The sequence below is a fragment of the Streptomyces sp. NPDC001514 genome, assembly GCF_053597075.1.
This window is the reverse complement of the sequence record NZ_JBSFHO010000011.1, coordinates 61,546-75,095: the sequence shown is the minus strand read 5'-3', so window position 1 is coordinate 75,095 and position 13,550 is coordinate 61,546. Positions and strand designations below refer to the sequence as shown.

Here is a 13,550-nt window from a genome sequence, read left to right as displayed (position 1 = left end):
GTTCCGCTGAGGAGCTGTTCCGCTGAGGACCTGCCCCGCCGAGGCCATGGACGGCCGGTTCGGACGAGCCGGCCGGATCAGACCGGCCGGCGGGCCGGCGGGCCCGCGGGATCAGAGGAGCAGCCGAAGCGAGGTGTCCGACACTCCGAGCCGGACCGTCTGGCCCCAGGTCAGCTCCAGCGCGTCGGACTCCATTCCGTCGCCGAAGGCGACCAGCCGGTCGGACTCGACCGTGAGCCGGAGCCGTTGCGTGCTCGTGAGCGTGCCCTCGACCAGGGAGGTTCCGGTGGCGGGCGAGGGCCATGCCTCGCGTACGTACCAGACGAGGCGCGGGTCGACCGGTGCGGGCAGGGGCTGTCCGCCGCCCCGCTCCCGCCAGAGCGACCGCAGCCAGCCGGTCGCCCCGGTCCCGGTGCCGACCAGGACACCCGAGGACGCCTGGGCCTCGGCCCGGTCCGGGGCCTCCGTGGAGCGGCCCTGTCGAGCCTGTCCTGCCTGTCCTGCCTGTCCCGCCTGTCCCAACGGTTCTGGCGGGACAGGCCCCTGGCTGCTCGACGGGTCGAGGCCGAGCCGGTAGCGGGACGTCTGGTGGCCGGGCCGGCCGACGTAGATCTCGTTGAGGGCGACGAGGCGCTGGGTGTCGTCGGCGACGGCCTCCACCATGGTCAGCTCGTCCACGGTGCCGCCGCCGCGGGCGACGGCGGCCCGCAGCAGCTTGGCGGTGTCCGCGACCCGGTGCCTTACGAGAACACCGGGATTGCGGCCGGGGTCGGTGTCGATGCCGACGACGGGCCGGCCCGCAAGGTACTTCGCCGTGTTGGCGACCAGCCCGTCCTGCCCCACGACGACCACCACGTCCTCGGGAGCGAAGAGAAAGCGGTCGAGATCGGCGCGCTCCACCCGTGTCTGCCGCCAGCGCAGCGGTACGGCCGCCGCGACCTCGGCGAGCGCCCGCCGGGTGCGGTGATGCCGCTCGGCGACCTCCCGGATGCTGCGGCCGCGCGAGGACAGGAAGAACTCTGCCTGCCCGTGGGTGCCGTGACGGGCGAGCAACTCCTCGTACTCGGTGGTGCGATGCACGAGCACTGCGCGCGGAGCCAGGCCCCCTCCGGGACTCGCACCCCCTCCGGGACTCGCGCCCGCTCCGCGACTCACGATCCCTCCGCCCCCGAGCCGCCCAGCCTGGCGAGCAGCCCGGTGAGGACATCGGGGGAGAGCGTGATGCTGTCCACGCGCGGCAGGTTCTCGGCGAGCCGGGTCACGGCCAGCGCGTGCAGCGTGGCCGGATCCGCCTCCGAGTGGACGCGCAGCCAGGCCGCCTGGGCCGCGGCCCGTGCCTCGCCGATCTCGCGCGCCGCCGTGGCCTCCGCCCTGGCGAGCCGGACCTTGCGGGCGGCCTCCGCCTCCGCGCGTACGGCGTCGGCCGCGGCGCTCTCCTCGGCCTCGCGCCGGGCGTTGGTGCCGTTCTGGTCGACCAACTGCTCTTCTCTGCGGGCCAGTTCGATCCTGCTGGCCAGCTCGTTCTCGGCGATGGCCCGCTCGCGCTCGACGGCGACGGCCCGGCGCTCGTACGTGGCGCGGTCGGCCTCCTGCTGGATCTGCTCGCGCGCGGGGGTGCGCAGGGCGCGCTCGACCTCGGGCTCGGGGCGCAGCGCGACGACGCGTACGGCCACGACCTCGATGCCGGTGGCGGCCAGCCGGGGCTCTGCCGCGAGCCCGCCGGAGATCCGCTCGCGGACGGCCGCGACGCCGTCGACGAGGGCGGCCGCCAGGGTCGTACGCGCCAGGACGTCCAGCGCGTGCTGCTGGGCGGTCTCGGTGAGCAGGGTGGAGATCTGCTCCAGCGGGGAGCCGCGCCAGACGCCGGTGTCCGGGTCGATCGAGAAGTCCAGCCGGGCGGCGGCGACGGCCGGATCGCTGATCCGGTAGGTGACGGTGGACTGCACCGAGACGTCCTGGAAGTCGGAGGTCCTGGCGTGGAACGTCATGGCCAGCTCCCGGTCGTCGACCGGCACTTCGGAGAGCGCGGCGGTCAGCGCGCGGAACCAGAAGCTGAGGCCGGGCCCGTCGTGGACGAGCGCGCCGCGCCTGTGGTGGCGGACGTGGGCGGTGGGTGCGGAGCGCAGATGGCGCCATCCGAAGCGCCTGGTGATGTCGGCCATGGACAACCCCCTGTTTTCGTCATGGCGACGATATTAGGGAAAGCTGCTTATCGTCAAGACGACGAGATGGGGGGATTCCCGCGTTTGCGGCGCGGGCCCGTCCGCATCAGGCTGTCGGGATGGACAGCATCACCGTGCGCAGGGTCTACGACGACCCGGATCCGGACGACGGCACCCGCGTGCTGGTCGACAGGCTCTGGCCCAGGGGCGTCTCCAAGGAGCGGGCCGCCGTCGACACATGGCTCAAGGAGGTCGCTCCCTCCAACGAGTTGCGCAACTGGTACCACAAGGACGCCTCGCGCTACGAGGAGTTCGACGCCCGCTACCGGCAGGAGCTGCAGCAGGGCCCGGCCGCAGAGGCCCTGGACCAGCTCCTCGCACTCGCCCGCGGCGGGCGGATCACGCTCGTCACCTCGGTGAAGAACATCGAGGGGAGTCATCTGCCGACCCTCGTCGACATGGTGGAGCGGGCGCGGTCCGAGGGGTCGTGAGGCGGGGCGGCCGATGAGTCACCCTGTCGGCCGCCCGGCCTCCCGATCGCCGGGGCAATCGGTCAGCGGTCTCGGGTGACGGTCACCCGTCCGGGCCGACAACGGCGGCGACGTGCTCGCTGACATCCCAGTTGTCCATGGCGAGGGCGTACGAGCGACCGTCCAAGGCCATTCGGAAGCGATTCGTTGTTGTCACCGACGGAGCCCAATCCCAGTTCTGCCCAGGTCGATTCGCTCCCTTGTCGGCATAGTGCCGACTTTCCACCTCCCGGGAAACACGCTGTTTGCAACCTCAACGACCCGCCAATCCCCTGCCACGCAGTAGACCCTTCTCGGTCATCGTCAGCATCACTTTCGGACAGGATCGTTTCGCGCTGTCAACGTTTTCGCCCGCCAAGGCATCTTTGACCGCGACCAGTCATCCAGCTCACATGGGGGAATGGCATGCGCATGCGTGCATCGCACAGACGCATCCTTGTCACGGCATTAGCCGCGGCAGTGATATTTACCGGCACTGCCGCATCAGCGGATACGGCTGACCGGCCGACGGCGGCGCCGGATGCGGGCAGTCTGTCCCAGTTGGCCGAGAGATATCTGCAGCAGCGGGCTGACGCTGTGACGACGGGCGTGGCGCGGTTACGTTCGGCCGAAGTCCTGCCGGCGGCCACCGAGCCGATGAAGGCCGAGCTGAGAAGCGACCTCGCCGCGCTGGCCCGAAAGGGCAAGGTCTACAAGGAGGTCGACGGCGGTTACACCCGCGCGGGAGTCGATGTGACGGTGCTCTCCACGACCACGGAGGGGGACACCACGACCGCTCGCGTCGCCGAGGACACTCGCCTTTACCTGCCGTTCACCGCGGACGAGGTAGCCGACGGGGCACCGGAGTACGAGGAGTACTCCGTCCCCCACACCATGACGTTCACCCGGGACAAGTCCGGCGCTTGGCTCCTTGCATCCGACAAGGCCGAGCTCGAGGGCGGACCCCTGCCGAGCACTCAGATCGCCGAACCTGCCGACGCCCCGGCTCCGGACTCGGAGGACGAGGGTGAGAAGGGCCCGTCCTCCGTGACCACCGAGCCGCCGAGCGGCTCGGTGCCCCCGAAGGCGGTCCCCGGCGTGCAGGCTTCTGCGGCGGCCGCTTCGTACAACTACAGCGCGATGGTGCGCTACGCCGACAAGTACTGGAAGACGCCGAGCGATGACTGGCGCACGTACGGCAACGACTGCACGAACTTCATCTCCCAGGTGATGTGGGCCGGCGGTTGGCGGGCGACGTCGGGCAGTGTCATGAGCCGCAAGGACAACAGGAAGTGGTTCTACGGAAGCCACACCTGGAACACGAGCTACACCTGGGCGGGTGCCGAGAACTGGTACTGGTTCGCGCTCAAGCACTCCAAGCGGACCAAGTTCCTCGACAATGTGTGGAAGCTCGCCCTCGCCGACGTGCTTCAGGCGAACTGGAAGCCTCGGAGCGACAAGGTCATCGATCACACCATGGTCGTCACCAAGCTCTACAGGGGTACCCCTTACCTCACCTACCACACGGGGAACACTCACAACAAGAGCCTCCGCAAGCTGCTCGCTGACCATCCGAACGCGGCCTGGTACGCGCACCGGACCTGAGGACCGCCCTGCCTGACACCCAGGCTGAACCACCTGTGAGGGACACATGAAGAGGCGCTACTTCGCCGGCGTCACCCTCGCCGCGCTGCTCGCCCTGACCGGGTGCGACAGCGGCGACTCCGGGTCGAAGGCGAGCGGTGACCGCGAGACGGTAGAGGCGTACATCACCGCCCTCAACGACCGAGACGCGGACGCCCTGCTGAAGCTGGACGGGGCAACGGGCGCAGACGCCGAGCGGGATGCACAGAAGATCATCAAGGAGAAGGGCGGCCGCGGCCTCAAGGTCGAGGACATCCAGATCAGTTACGATCTCGGCCCGGACGTCGGGTCTGCGAAGATCACCGCCCGGGACAGCAAGGGCGCCGACTACAGCGAGAGCCTCACCATCACCCGTGATGGCGGGAGTTGGCACCTCACCATCCTGCCGCCGCCGACACAGGACCCGAGCGGGAAAACGCCCGCCGAAACAGGTGCGCCGTCCGACGGAGTAGGCCCCTCGAAGCCGGCGTCTGGCTGAACCACCACACACACGGAGGGCTGTGGGCGCTCGCTCTCCAGCACTTCGCTGACGGAGGTCACTCGGGTCGAGCGACAACCCCAGCCCTCCGTGATGCAGGTGATGGCCCATCTCAGGGTGTTTGAGGTGGGCCATCAGATGCTGGAGCTCGCCGCCCGTTACAACGGCGGCCCCTACTACGAAAGCGGAGACGCGCAGGCGTACGGTCGGGGCTTCGACCGCAGGCTGGACCAAGCGAAGGAGGCCCTGGGGTGAGCGGAACCACAGGCCCGACGACCGATGTGCAGGAACGGCGGCAGCCGGGGTCGTCCAACTGGTTCGGCTCGGCCGTTTGTGCCGTTGTTCTTGCTCTCGGACACCTGGTGACGGGCTATGTCGTGCTCACCGCCTACATGGTGGAGCCAGACGGCCCCTGGGACAGGCAGGCCGTCACCAACTCCAGCTTCGCCGCGGGCATCGCCCTGGCCTTCTCCGTCGTGACAGCACTGCTCTCGTGGCTGTTCGTGAAGGCCGAGTGGCTGCGCAGATGGTGGTTCGTCCTCCCGGCTTTGCTCGCCGTCGTCGCCATCCTGCGCCTGACGCTCCTCTCACCTGAGCTATGACCAGGGACGACGCTGTATCACCGGCGGAGCTCGTCGCCGGGTCGGGCGGGCCGGCCTGCGAGTCGGTCACTTCGTGGCCGTGAGCCCGTAGACGCGGTCCGCCGTCCCCGCGAGGACGAGGGCCTGCTCGTCCTCGCTCAGCTCCTCCGTGAGCGTGCGCGCGGTGTCGAGCACCTCGCCGTACGAGGACGCCAGCCGGCACACCGGCCAGTCCGAGCCGTACATCGTCCGGCCGGGCCCGAAGGCGTCCAGGACCGTCCGGGCGTACGGTCGCAGATCGTGTACCGTCCATGAGGCCCGGTCCGCCTCCGTCACCATGCCGGACAGCTTGCAGGCCGTGTTCGGCAGGGCAGCGAGCTCGCGCACCGAGGCCGCCCAGGTCCGCAGTTCGCCGCTCGCGATCGGCGGCTTGCCCAGATGGTCCAGGACGAACGTCAGCCCCGGATGCGTGGCCGCCGCCCGGGTCGCGGCCTCGAGCTGGTGCGGCAGGATCACCAGGTCGTAGACGAGTCCGGCGTCCGCGACCGCGGACAGTCCGCGCCGTACGTCGTCGCGCAGCAGCCACTCCGGGTCGGGCTCGGCCTGCACCTGATGGCGGATGCCCACGAGCCGTCCGCCACCCCGAAGTTCGCGCAGCGCCGCAAGAGTGTCGGCGACATCGGGCGCGGTGAGGTCCGTCCAGCCGACGACGCCCGCGACGAGATCGCTGCCGGGGCCGTCGGCGAGGGCGAGGAACTCCGGGGTCTCCTCCGCGACCGTGACGGTCTGGACGAGCACGGTCGCGTGCACCCCGGCCGCCTCCGCCTCGGAACGCAGCTCGGGCAGGAGGAAGTCCCTCCGGATCGAGGCGAGTTCGGGACCGGTGATCCAGTCCTGGTCGCGTACGGACAGATCCCAGAGGTGGTGGTGGGCATCGACGACGCGCACGGTGATCAGAGCTCCCAGACGATGGGCAGCCCGGCGCCGGCACCGTCGGCCGAGTAGTCGTGCACCACGTCGAGCAGCTCCGCCATCCGTGCCTGCCAGGAGATGTTGACCGGCAGGCCCTCGAGTTCGGCGAGCAGCCGCGCGTAGTCGTCGCACTCGATGAGGTGGAAGAGGTCGGTGCCGCTGCGCCAGATCGTCCAGGAGCTCGCCCCGGCGGCGCGGATCGCCACCCGCAGCTCTTCGGGCACCTCCCGGTGTGCGGCCTCGTACTCCTCGATCCGGTCGGCGCGGACCCTTGTGTGCAGGGCGATCCTCATGACCGCTTCACCAGTCCCTCCTCCTCCAGTTCGGCCCACAGCGCATCGGGTACGGGAACGGCCAGCATCTCCGCCGCGTCCTCGACCTCGTCCGCCGACCGCGCCCCCACCAGCACACTTGCCACGGCCGGATGCCGGAACGGAAAGCGCAGCGCCGCGGCCCGCAGCGGTACGCCGTGCCGCTCGGCCACGGCCTTGATGCGCAGCGCCCGTTCGAGGATGTCCGGGTCGGCGGCGCGGTAGTCGTAGGTCGCACCCGGCTTCGGATCCGCCAGCAGCCCGGAGTTGAAGACCCCGCCGATCACGACACTCCGTCCGCGCGACGCGGCCTCCGGCAGCAGCTCGTCCGCGGCCCGCTGGTCGAGCAGCGTGAACCGGCCCGCGCACAGCACCACGTCGACGTCCGTGTCACGGACGAAGCGGCTGAGCATCTCCGCCTGGTTCATGCCCGCACCGATCGCCCGCACGGTCCCCTCCGTACGCATCCGCTCCAGCGCGGGATACGCCTCGCGGAACGCCTGCTCGCCGTGGTCGTCCGGGTCATGGAGATAGACGATGTCGATCCGGTCGAGGCCGAGCCGCTCCAGGCTCTCCTCGACGCTCCGCAGCACGCCCTGCGCGCTGAAGTCCCAGCGTCTTCGGTACGCCGCGGGCACCGCGAACCCGTTGTCGAGGTCGTCGCCGTGCGCGTCCTCGCCCACCCCGACGCGCGGCTCCAGCACCCGCCCGACCTTGGTGGACACCGTGTACGAGTCCCGGGGCCGGCCCCGCAGCGCCGCCCCGAGCCGTCGCTCGGACAGCCCGAGCCCGTAGTGCGGCGCGGTGTCGAAGTACCGCACGCCCGCCGCCCAGGCGGCGTCCAGCGCGGCCGCCGCGGTCCGTTCCGAAACGGCGCTGTAGAGGTTCCCGATCCCGGCCGCCCCGAAGGCCAGCCAGGTCACCGGACAGCCGCTCCGCCCCACCGTGGTGCTGCGCATCATGTCGTCCCGCCCTTGATCCTCTGCGCCGCATGCCTATCAGATGTATGGGCGTCAGCAACACCCTTCTGTCCGGATTTACGGGCGGAATCAAGGAGATTGATCGGATGTCTCGGCCGGATTCACCCCAACTCGGCGGCGTTGCAGCGGTCCGTGACCAGTTGGGTCCGCGATCCGTTCGACGTCATTACTCACTCGGGCTCAGGCGAGTACGGCGACTCGCTGTCCGCCGATTCGCTGTCCGCCGATTCGCTCTCCGCGGACTCGCTGTCCGCGGACTCGCGCCCCTCGGAGGTGAGGTGGAACAGACCGCCCTCGGGGTCGCGCAGCGTCGCCACCCGCCCGAGCGGGGTGTCGTGCGGGGGCGTGACGACGCTGCCGCCCGCCGCTGCCGCCCGTTCGGTCGCGGCGTCCACATCGTTCCGGCAGAAGTGCACATGCCACCGCGGACGGATGCCCGGGTCCGTGGATTCCGCCACGCCGCCGCCGTACATCCCGGCGACCGTGTGCCCGTCGAGCCGCAGCAGCACCCGGTCGTGCTCGTACCGCACGTCGATGCGCTCGGGCGCCTGGGAGTCCCATTCGAAAACGCCGCCGTAGAACAGGGCCGAGGCGAACGGGTCCCGCGTATGGAGCTCCAGCCACGCCGCGGCGTTCGTACCGCGCCCGGCGTGCCAGCCGACGTCGACCGGTCCCTCCCAGATGCAGAACAGGGCGTCCACGGGGTCGGCGGCCCAGGCCATCCGTCCCGTGCCGAACGCGAGCGGGCCCACGGCGACCGTGCCGCCCCGCTCCCTGATGCGTGACGCTACGGCGTCCGCGCTGTCCGCCACGAAATAGGCCGTCCAGGTGACCGGCAGCTTCACCCCCATGGTCTGCGTGGACTCGACCAGACCGGCGACCGGAACCCCGCCCGCGTGCGCGACGACGTGCGCGCTCTGCCCCTCGATGTCGGGTTCGAACTCCCAGCCGAAGACTGCGCCGTAGAAGTCCTGGGCGGCCTTGATGTCCTGTGCCGTCAGGCTCACCCAGCAGGGCGTGCCCTGCACCCCACGCGCTGTGGCTGCCAAGGCCGCTCACCTCATCCATGTCATCCCTGCGCAGGAATCCACTCCCTCCACACCCTTCAACAGATTCAGGAGGGTCGCCACCGCAGGGCTCGGCCGGGCCCGAATTCCCGGCGGGCGTCACGTCCTGAATGGTCGTCGGCCTCGATGTTCGTTATTCGTTGGCGCCCCCGGAAGGGGCCGAGCTATGGTGTGCCCCGTTGCCGTACGAGACGTACGGGACGTACGAGAAGAAACCGGAGGTGAGGACATTGATGACTGTCGCCGCGCTGGGCGCTGCCCAGAACCAGAAGATCATCGTCCCCATCTCCGTGGTCTCCGGCTGACCTTCCTCTTCGAATTCCGCGCCCAGGACCGGGCGTGTGCGCCGGGGCCACCCTTGCGAAGGGTTTCCCCTTGTCTTCGTCTTTCTCTTCCGTACTGTCTTCTTCTTCGTCCTCCTCGCACCCGCTGTCCCCGTACGGCTGGGACGAGGGGATCGCCGCGCAGTTCGCTCCGTACGCCGAACAGGGCCTGGTGCCCGGACGGGTCGTACGCGTCGACCGCGGCCAGTGCGATGTCATCACCCCGGACGGGCTCGTCCGGGCCGACACCGCGTTCGTGACCCCGCACGACCCGATGCGGGTGATCTGCACCGGGGACTGGGCGGCCGTGGACGCGGACGGCAGTCCGCGCTACGTACGCACGTACCTGCCGCGGCGTACGGCATTCGTCCGCTCCACGTCGTCACAGCGGTCCGAGGGGCAGATCCTCGCCGCCAACGTCGACCACGCGATCATCGCGGTGTCGCTCGCGGTCGAAGTCGACCTCGGGCGGATCGAGCGGTTCCTGGCGCTGGCCTGGGAGAGCGGGGCGCAGCCCGTCGTCGTGCTGACCAAGGCCGACCTGGTGCCGGACGCGACCGGAAGGTCGTACCTCGTGCAGGACGTGGAGACCGTGGCGCCCGGAGTGCCGGTGCTGCCGGTGAGCTCGCTGACCGGTGAGGGCATGGATGTGCTCGCGGCGGTCGTCTCCGGCGGCACGAGCGTGCTGCTCGGGGTGTCCGGCGCCGGAAAGTCGACCCTGGCGAACGCGCTGCTCGGCGAGGACGTGATGGAGGTGCAGGCCGCCCGTGACGTCGACGGCAAGGGCCGCCACACCACCACCACCCGCAACCTGCTCGTCCTCCCCGGCGGCGGGGTCCTCATCGACACACCCGGGCTGCGCGGGGTCGGCCTCTGGGACGCCGCCGCCGGCGTCGGCCAGGTCTTCTCGGAGATCGAGGAGCTGGCGGAGAACTGCCGCTTCCACGACTGCGCCCACGAGTCGGAGCCGGGCTGCGCCGTCCGCGCCGCGATCGAGGACGGCGCTCTGCCGGAGCGCCGCCTGGACAGCTATCGCAAGCTCCTCCGCGAGAACCAGCGCATCGTCGCCAAGACCGACGCCCGCCTGCGGGCGGAGCTGCGCCGCGACTGGAAACTGAGGAACGCGGAGGGGCGCGCGGCGATGGAGGCGAAGCGGGGCGGCCGCGTGCGCTGAGGCCGATACGGGGGCCCGGGGGCGGGCCCCCGGGCCCCCGGTGCCGTCCGGTGGGCCCGGGGGCCGTCCTCAAGCGCCGGACGGGCTGGGTGTGCCCGGTACCGTCCGGTGGGCCCCGGGTGTCCGTCCTCAAACGCCGGACGGGCTGGACATGTGCGCCCGGTACCGGCATCGTCGCCGGACGGGGATGTTGAACCGTCCGGCGATAGAGGACCCCACCCCGGCGCCCGGTAGCGTGGTGTCCGAAAACCGCTGGAGAGCGCACCGCGCACCGCGGACACTGGACCCGTGATGGACGAAGACACCCAGTACCAGGCCGTGAGCAGCCGTGACGCGCGGTTCGACGGCGAGTTCTTCTTCGCCGTCGAGACCACCGGCATCTACTGCCGCCCGAGCTGCCCGGCAGTCACCCCCAAGCGCAAGAACGTGCGGTTCTTCCCCACCGCCGCAGCCGCCCAGGGCCATGGCTTCCGGGCCTGCCGACGCTGCCGCCCGGACGCCGTGCCGGGGTCGGCCGAGTGGAACGTACGGGCCGATGTCGTGGGCCGCGCGATGCGCCTGATCGGGGACGGGGTCGTCGACCGGGAAGGTGTGCCCGGGCTCGCCGGGCGGCTCGGGTACAGCGCGCGGCAGGTGCAGCGGCAGCTCAACGCCGAGCTCGGCGCCGGGCCCGTCGCGCTCGCCCGCGCCCAGCGGTCGCACACCGCACGCGTGCTGCTCCAGACGACAGGGCTGCCGGTCACGGAGATCGCGTTCGCGTCCGGGTTCGCGAGCGTACGGCAGTTCAACGACACGATCCGGCGGATCTACGCCCGCACGCCGACCGAACTCCGCGCCGAGATGCGCTCCCGGCAGGCAGCCGACGCCGCCGGGATTCCACTGCGCCTCGCCCACCGCGGCGCGTACGCCGCCCACGAGGTCTTCGACCTGCTCGCCCGAGAGGCCGTCGAGCGGATCGAGGAGGTCACCGGCGAGCCCGGCGCCCGCACCTACCGCCGCACGCTGCGGCTGCCGTACGGCTCCGGCATCGTCGCCGTCGACGAACGCTCGGCGGGGCCCTGGCTGGAGGCCCGGATCCAGCTGACCGACCTGCGCGACCTGACCACCGCCGTCCAGCGGCTGCGCCGGCTCTTCGACCTCGACGCCGACCCCTACGCCGTCGCGGAACGGCTCTCCGCCGACCCCCGGCTCGCCCCGCTCGTCGCCGCGCGCCCCGGGCTCCGCTCACCCGGCACCGCCGAACCCGAGGAGTTCGCGGTACGGACCGTCGTCGGCCGCGAGGAGGCCGCGCGGCTCGTCGAGACGTACGGAAAGGTGCTGGACCGGCCCTGCGGCGGGCTCACCCACCTCTTCCCCGAACCGGCCGCGCTCACCGGCCACCCGGTCGCGGGCCCGCTCGCGACCGCCCTCGCCGACGGCCACGTGCGCCTCGATCCGGGCGCCGACCGCGACGACGCCGAGCGCGCCCTGCTCGCCCTGCCCGGCGTCACGCCCCGCACGGCCGCGCTGATCCGGATGCGCGCGCTCGGCGACCCGGACGTCGCCACCGACGACGGTCCCGACGACGGGTCCTGGCGGCCATGGCGTTCGTACGCCGCCCGTTGTCTGGAGACCGCGGACAGGTAGGCCCTCAGGGAGAGGGCTCTTCCAGACCCCAGCTGTGGATCTTCTTCGGGTGGATCCGGATCACCTCCTCGCTGAAGTGCGGCCCCAACTCGTGCGGACCCGTCTGCAGTTCCGCCTCTCCGCGGATCTCGACCCCGCGCACCCGCCACGGCCGCGTGCTCACGATGTCGTCGACCACGAGCGCGACCTTCGGGTTCGCCTGCAGATTGCGCCACTTCTTCGTCTTCCCCATCGCCAGTCCGCCGATGAGGATCGTGCCGTCGTCCTGGGGGAAGAAGCCGACCGGGTTGGCCTGGGGCCGGCCCTCAGGGTCCACGGTCGCCATCCGCCCCAGCTGCTGGGTCCTGAGATACGCGCGCTCGGCCTCGCTGAATTCGGTCATGGGCACAGCATCACCCGCCCCGATCGGCTGCGCATCGGCACCTTGCCCTGGTCCCGGGGACCTAGGACCTGTCCTCCGGATCAGCCCGGAAGCCCCCACGGCAGCGCCGGCTCGTTCGGCGCGACCGGTCGCACCGCGAGGTCGGGGCGGTCGCCGCGTGCGGTGATCAGCGCCGAGTCGCCGCGGTCCAGCGGGATGCGTACGGTTCCGTCGCCCAGGTCCTCGTACCGGAGCGGCCGCCCCCGCCCGTCGCGTACGTCCACCGGACCCTCGATCCCGTGGCGTACCACGCAGGGCGCGCCCGCCTCGCTCGCCAGCCGCACCCATCGGGGGGCGCCCTCCTCCCGCACCGCGCTCAGCAGGAACGCGCCCTGCGTGCGGAAGTCATGGACCGTCACGTCCCGCCACGCGGCGGGGACGGCCGGGAAGACGCAGATCATGCCGCCCCAGGACTGGCAGAGCATGTCGTGGAGCGACTGGGCCGCGGAGAGCGGGGTCTCGATGACCGGCCCCGACTCCGCAGTGGTCGAGCGAGGTCTCGATCAGGGCCCGCTCCTGCGGCATACGGCCGGTGATCTCGTACAGCGGGTGGACCGCCAGGAGATGGGAGTAGTGACGGTGGGACTTCGCGAAGGGGACCCCGGCGCCGATCATGTAGCCGTTGGCGTCCACCGGATACGGTGCGAGCCTGCCGAGCACCTCCTGCCAGCGCACGGCCAGGGGGTCGTCGATGCCCAGCTCGCGCGCCGACTCGAGAAGCGTGCGGCAGCCCACGGCGTAGGACGGCTCCCGCCCGTCAGCCCCAGTTCACCGCCCCCACCCAGGCGCCGACGACCAGCAGACATCCGAGCAGCTCCACCAGCACGCTCGTCCCCGCCGCCCGCATGACCGTCCGCGTCGACGTCACGGCCTCGCCGTGCCCGCCCAACCGCAGCCGCTCGCTGCCGTACACCCCGCCGACGAAGCCCACCGCCGCGCCGACGACCGGCAGCAGCACGAAGCCGACCAGCGCCCCCAGGCCCGCGAACAGCGCCATCCGGGGGGTGATGCCCACGCCGCGCATCCGGCGTGGCCCCAGCTGCCACACGACGGCCTGGTTGACGAGCAGCAGCGCGGTCGCCCAGACCAGTACCCACCACGCCAGGGTGGTCTGTGCCTGCAGCGCCCACCACAGCACGGCGGCCCAGACGAGCCAGGTGCCCGGAACGCCCGGAACCAGCACCCCGACCAGGCCGAGCAGCATCACCATGCCGACCAGGACGAGCTGCCATGCACCCATCTGCCAAGGGTGCAGGACCGGGATCGGCTCCGCAGGTCGCGCCGCCCTGTCCGTCAACTGCC

General features: G+C 71.2%; 16 protein-coding genes and 1 pseudogene. 8 read left to right on the top strand and 9 right to left on the bottom strand.

All coding sequences use genetic code 11. From position 1 onward, the window contains the following. Positions 1–111 precede the first annotated feature (111 nt). Positions 112–1,086 carry a hypothetical protein gene (locus ACWCXB_RS14295; protein ID WP_450722538.1) on the bottom strand — a complete coding sequence of 325 codons (975 nt, stop codon included), beginning with the start codon at positions 1,084–1,086 and terminating at the stop codon, positions 112–114. A gap of 65 nt (positions 1,087–1,151) precedes the next feature. Continuing rightward, positions 1,152–2,162: an SPFH domain-containing protein gene (locus ACWCXB_RS14290; RefSeq protein WP_450722536.1), complete on the bottom strand. Its 1,011-nt coding sequence runs from the start codon at positions 2,160–2,162 to the stop codon at positions 1,152–1,154. 119 nt (positions 2,163–2,281) lie between these two features. Between ACWCXB_RS14290 and ACWCXB_RS14285 the strand changes: the two genes are divergently transcribed. From ACWCXB_RS14285 to ACWCXB_RS14265, 5 genes are all read left to right on the top strand, one after another. Next, positions 2,282–2,653 carry a DUF488 domain-containing protein gene (locus ACWCXB_RS14285; protein ID WP_450722534.1) on the top strand — a complete coding sequence of 124 codons (372 nt, stop codon included), beginning with the start codon at positions 2,282–2,284 and terminating at the stop codon, positions 2,651–2,653. A 579-nt stretch (positions 2,654–3,232) separates the two neighbouring features. Further along, positions 3,233–4,276, top strand: coding sequence for an amidase domain-containing protein (locus tag ACWCXB_RS14280; protein WP_450722532.1), 1,044 nt, complete (start codon positions 3,233–3,235; stop codon positions 4,274–4,276). Positions 4,277–4,322: 46 nt separating this feature from the next. Next, a complete protein-coding gene (locus ACWCXB_RS14275; RefSeq protein WP_450722530.1) occupies positions 4,323–4,793 on the top strand; it encodes a hypothetical protein in 471 nt (156 codons plus the stop codon). Positions 4,794–4,919: 126 nt separating this feature from the next. Then, positions 4,920–5,048, top strand: a complete 129-nt coding sequence (locus ACWCXB_RS14270) for a hypothetical protein (protein ID WP_450722528.1) — start codon at positions 4,920–4,922, stop codon at positions 5,046–5,048. Then, positions 5,045–5,395, top strand: a complete 351-nt coding sequence (locus tag ACWCXB_RS14265; RefSeq protein ID WP_450722526.1) for a hypothetical protein — start codon at positions 5,045–5,047, stop codon at positions 5,393–5,395. Before ACWCXB_RS14270 ends, ACWCXB_RS14265 begins: the two co-directional genes overlap by 4 nt. Before the next feature lie 66 nt (positions 5,396–5,461). Here the strand turns inward: ACWCXB_RS14265 and ACWCXB_RS14260 are convergent, their stop codons facing one another. The 4 genes from ACWCXB_RS14260 to ACWCXB_RS14245 all read right to left on the bottom strand — a co-directional run bounded on the left by ACWCXB_RS14260 (position 5,462) and on the right by ACWCXB_RS14245 (position 8,665). Continuing rightward, positions 5,462–6,322, bottom strand: coding sequence for an amidohydrolase family protein (locus tag ACWCXB_RS14260; protein WP_450722524.1), 861 nt, complete (start codon positions 6,320–6,322; stop codon positions 5,462–5,464). A 5-nt stretch (positions 6,323–6,327) separates the two neighbouring features. Next, a complete protein-coding gene (locus ACWCXB_RS14255) occupies positions 6,328–6,639 on the bottom strand; it encodes an L-rhamnose mutarotase (protein ID WP_450722522.1) in 312 nt (103 codons plus the stop codon). Beyond that, the gene (locus tag ACWCXB_RS14250) at positions 6,636–7,616 is read right to left on the bottom strand and encodes an aldo/keto reductase (protein WP_450722756.1); all 981 of its coding nucleotides are present in this window, start codon (positions 7,614–7,616) and stop codon (positions 6,636–6,638) included. Before ACWCXB_RS14250 ends, ACWCXB_RS14255 begins: the two co-directional genes overlap by 4 nt. A gap of 191 nt (positions 7,617–7,807) precedes the next feature. Further along, the gene (locus ACWCXB_RS14245; protein WP_450722754.1) at positions 7,808–8,665 is read right to left on the bottom strand and encodes a VOC family protein; all 858 of its coding nucleotides are present in this window, start codon (positions 8,663–8,665) and stop codon (positions 7,808–7,810) included. Between the two features lie 218 nt (positions 8,666–8,883). On the opposite strand from ACWCXB_RS14245, the gene ACWCXB_RS14240 reads away from it, so the two are divergent. The 3 genes from ACWCXB_RS14240 (at position 8,884) to ACWCXB_RS14230 (ending at position 11,827) form a co-directional block, all read left to right on the top strand. Further along, positions 8,884–9,009 carry a hypothetical protein gene (locus tag ACWCXB_RS14240; protein WP_450722520.1) on the top strand — a complete coding sequence of 42 codons (126 nt, stop codon included), beginning with the start codon at positions 8,884–8,886 and terminating at the stop codon, positions 9,007–9,009. Between the two features lie 70 nt (positions 9,010–9,079). Further along, positions 9,080–10,201 (top strand): ribosome small subunit-dependent GTPase A, encoded by a 1,122-nt coding sequence (rsgA, locus tag ACWCXB_RS14235; protein WP_450722518.1) that lies wholly within the window; start codon positions 9,080–9,082, stop codon positions 10,199–10,201. A gap of 291 nt (positions 10,202–10,492) precedes the next feature. Continuing rightward, positions 10,493–11,827, top strand: a complete 1,335-nt coding sequence (locus tag ACWCXB_RS14230; RefSeq protein ID WP_450722752.1) for a DNA-3-methyladenine glycosylase 2 family protein — start codon at positions 10,493–10,495, stop codon at positions 11,825–11,827. A 4-nt stretch (positions 11,828–11,831) separates the two neighbouring features. On the opposite strand, the gene ACWCXB_RS14225 is transcribed toward ACWCXB_RS14230, so the two are convergent. The 3 genes and pseudogenes from ACWCXB_RS14225 to ACWCXB_RS14215 all read right to left on the bottom strand — a co-directional run bounded on the left by ACWCXB_RS14225 (position 11,832) and on the right by ACWCXB_RS14215 (position 13,488). Further along, on the bottom strand, positions 11,832–12,209 hold the full coding sequence (locus ACWCXB_RS14225; protein ID WP_450722516.1) for a PPOX class F420-dependent oxidoreductase: 378 nt from the start codon (positions 12,207–12,209) through the stop codon (positions 11,832–11,834). 80 nt (positions 12,210–12,289) lie between these two features. Next, positions 12,290–12,980, bottom strand: a pseudogene (locus ACWCXB_RS14220) (glycosyl hydrolase family 95 catalytic domain-containing protein); the annotation flags it as partial. Between the two features lie 25 nt (positions 12,981–13,005). Continuing rightward, positions 13,006–13,488, bottom strand: coding sequence for a DUF456 domain-containing protein (locus tag ACWCXB_RS14215; RefSeq protein WP_450722514.1), 483 nt, complete (start codon positions 13,486–13,488; stop codon positions 13,006–13,008). Positions 13,489–13,550 lie beyond the last annotated feature (62 nt).

Excerpts from the sequence above, each read along its gene's own strand:
- ACWCXB_RS14255 (WP_450722522.1), bottom strand. The coding sequence starts at position 6,639 with ATGAGGATCGCCCTGCACACAAGGGTCCGCGCCGACCGGATCGAGGAG.
- ACWCXB_RS14285 (WP_450722534.1), top strand. The coding sequence starts at position 2,282 with ATGGACAGCATCACCGTGCGCAGGGTCTACGACGACCCGGATCCGGAC.
- ACWCXB_RS14215 (WP_450722514.1), bottom strand. The coding sequence starts at position 13,488 with ATGGGTGCATGGCAGCTCGTCCTGGTCGGCATGGTGATGCTGCTCGGC.
- ACWCXB_RS14230 (WP_450722752.1), top strand. The coding sequence starts at position 10,493 with ATGGACGAAGACACCCAGTACCAGGCCGTGAGCAGCCGTGACGCGCGG.
- ACWCXB_RS14250 (WP_450722756.1), bottom strand. The coding sequence starts at position 7,616 with ATGCGCAGCACCACGGTGGGGCGGAGCGGCTGTCCGGTGACCTGGCTG.
- ACWCXB_RS14290 (WP_450722536.1), bottom strand. The coding sequence starts at position 2,162 with ATGGCCGACATCACCAGGCGCTTCGGATGGCGCCATCTGCGCTCCGCA.
- ACWCXB_RS14275 (WP_450722530.1), top strand. The coding sequence starts at position 4,323 with ATGAAGAGGCGCTACTTCGCCGGCGTCACCCTCGCCGCGCTGCTCGCC.
- ACWCXB_RS14225 (WP_450722516.1), bottom strand. The coding sequence starts at position 12,209 with ATGACCGAATTCAGCGAGGCCGAGCGCGCGTATCTCAGGACCCAGCAG.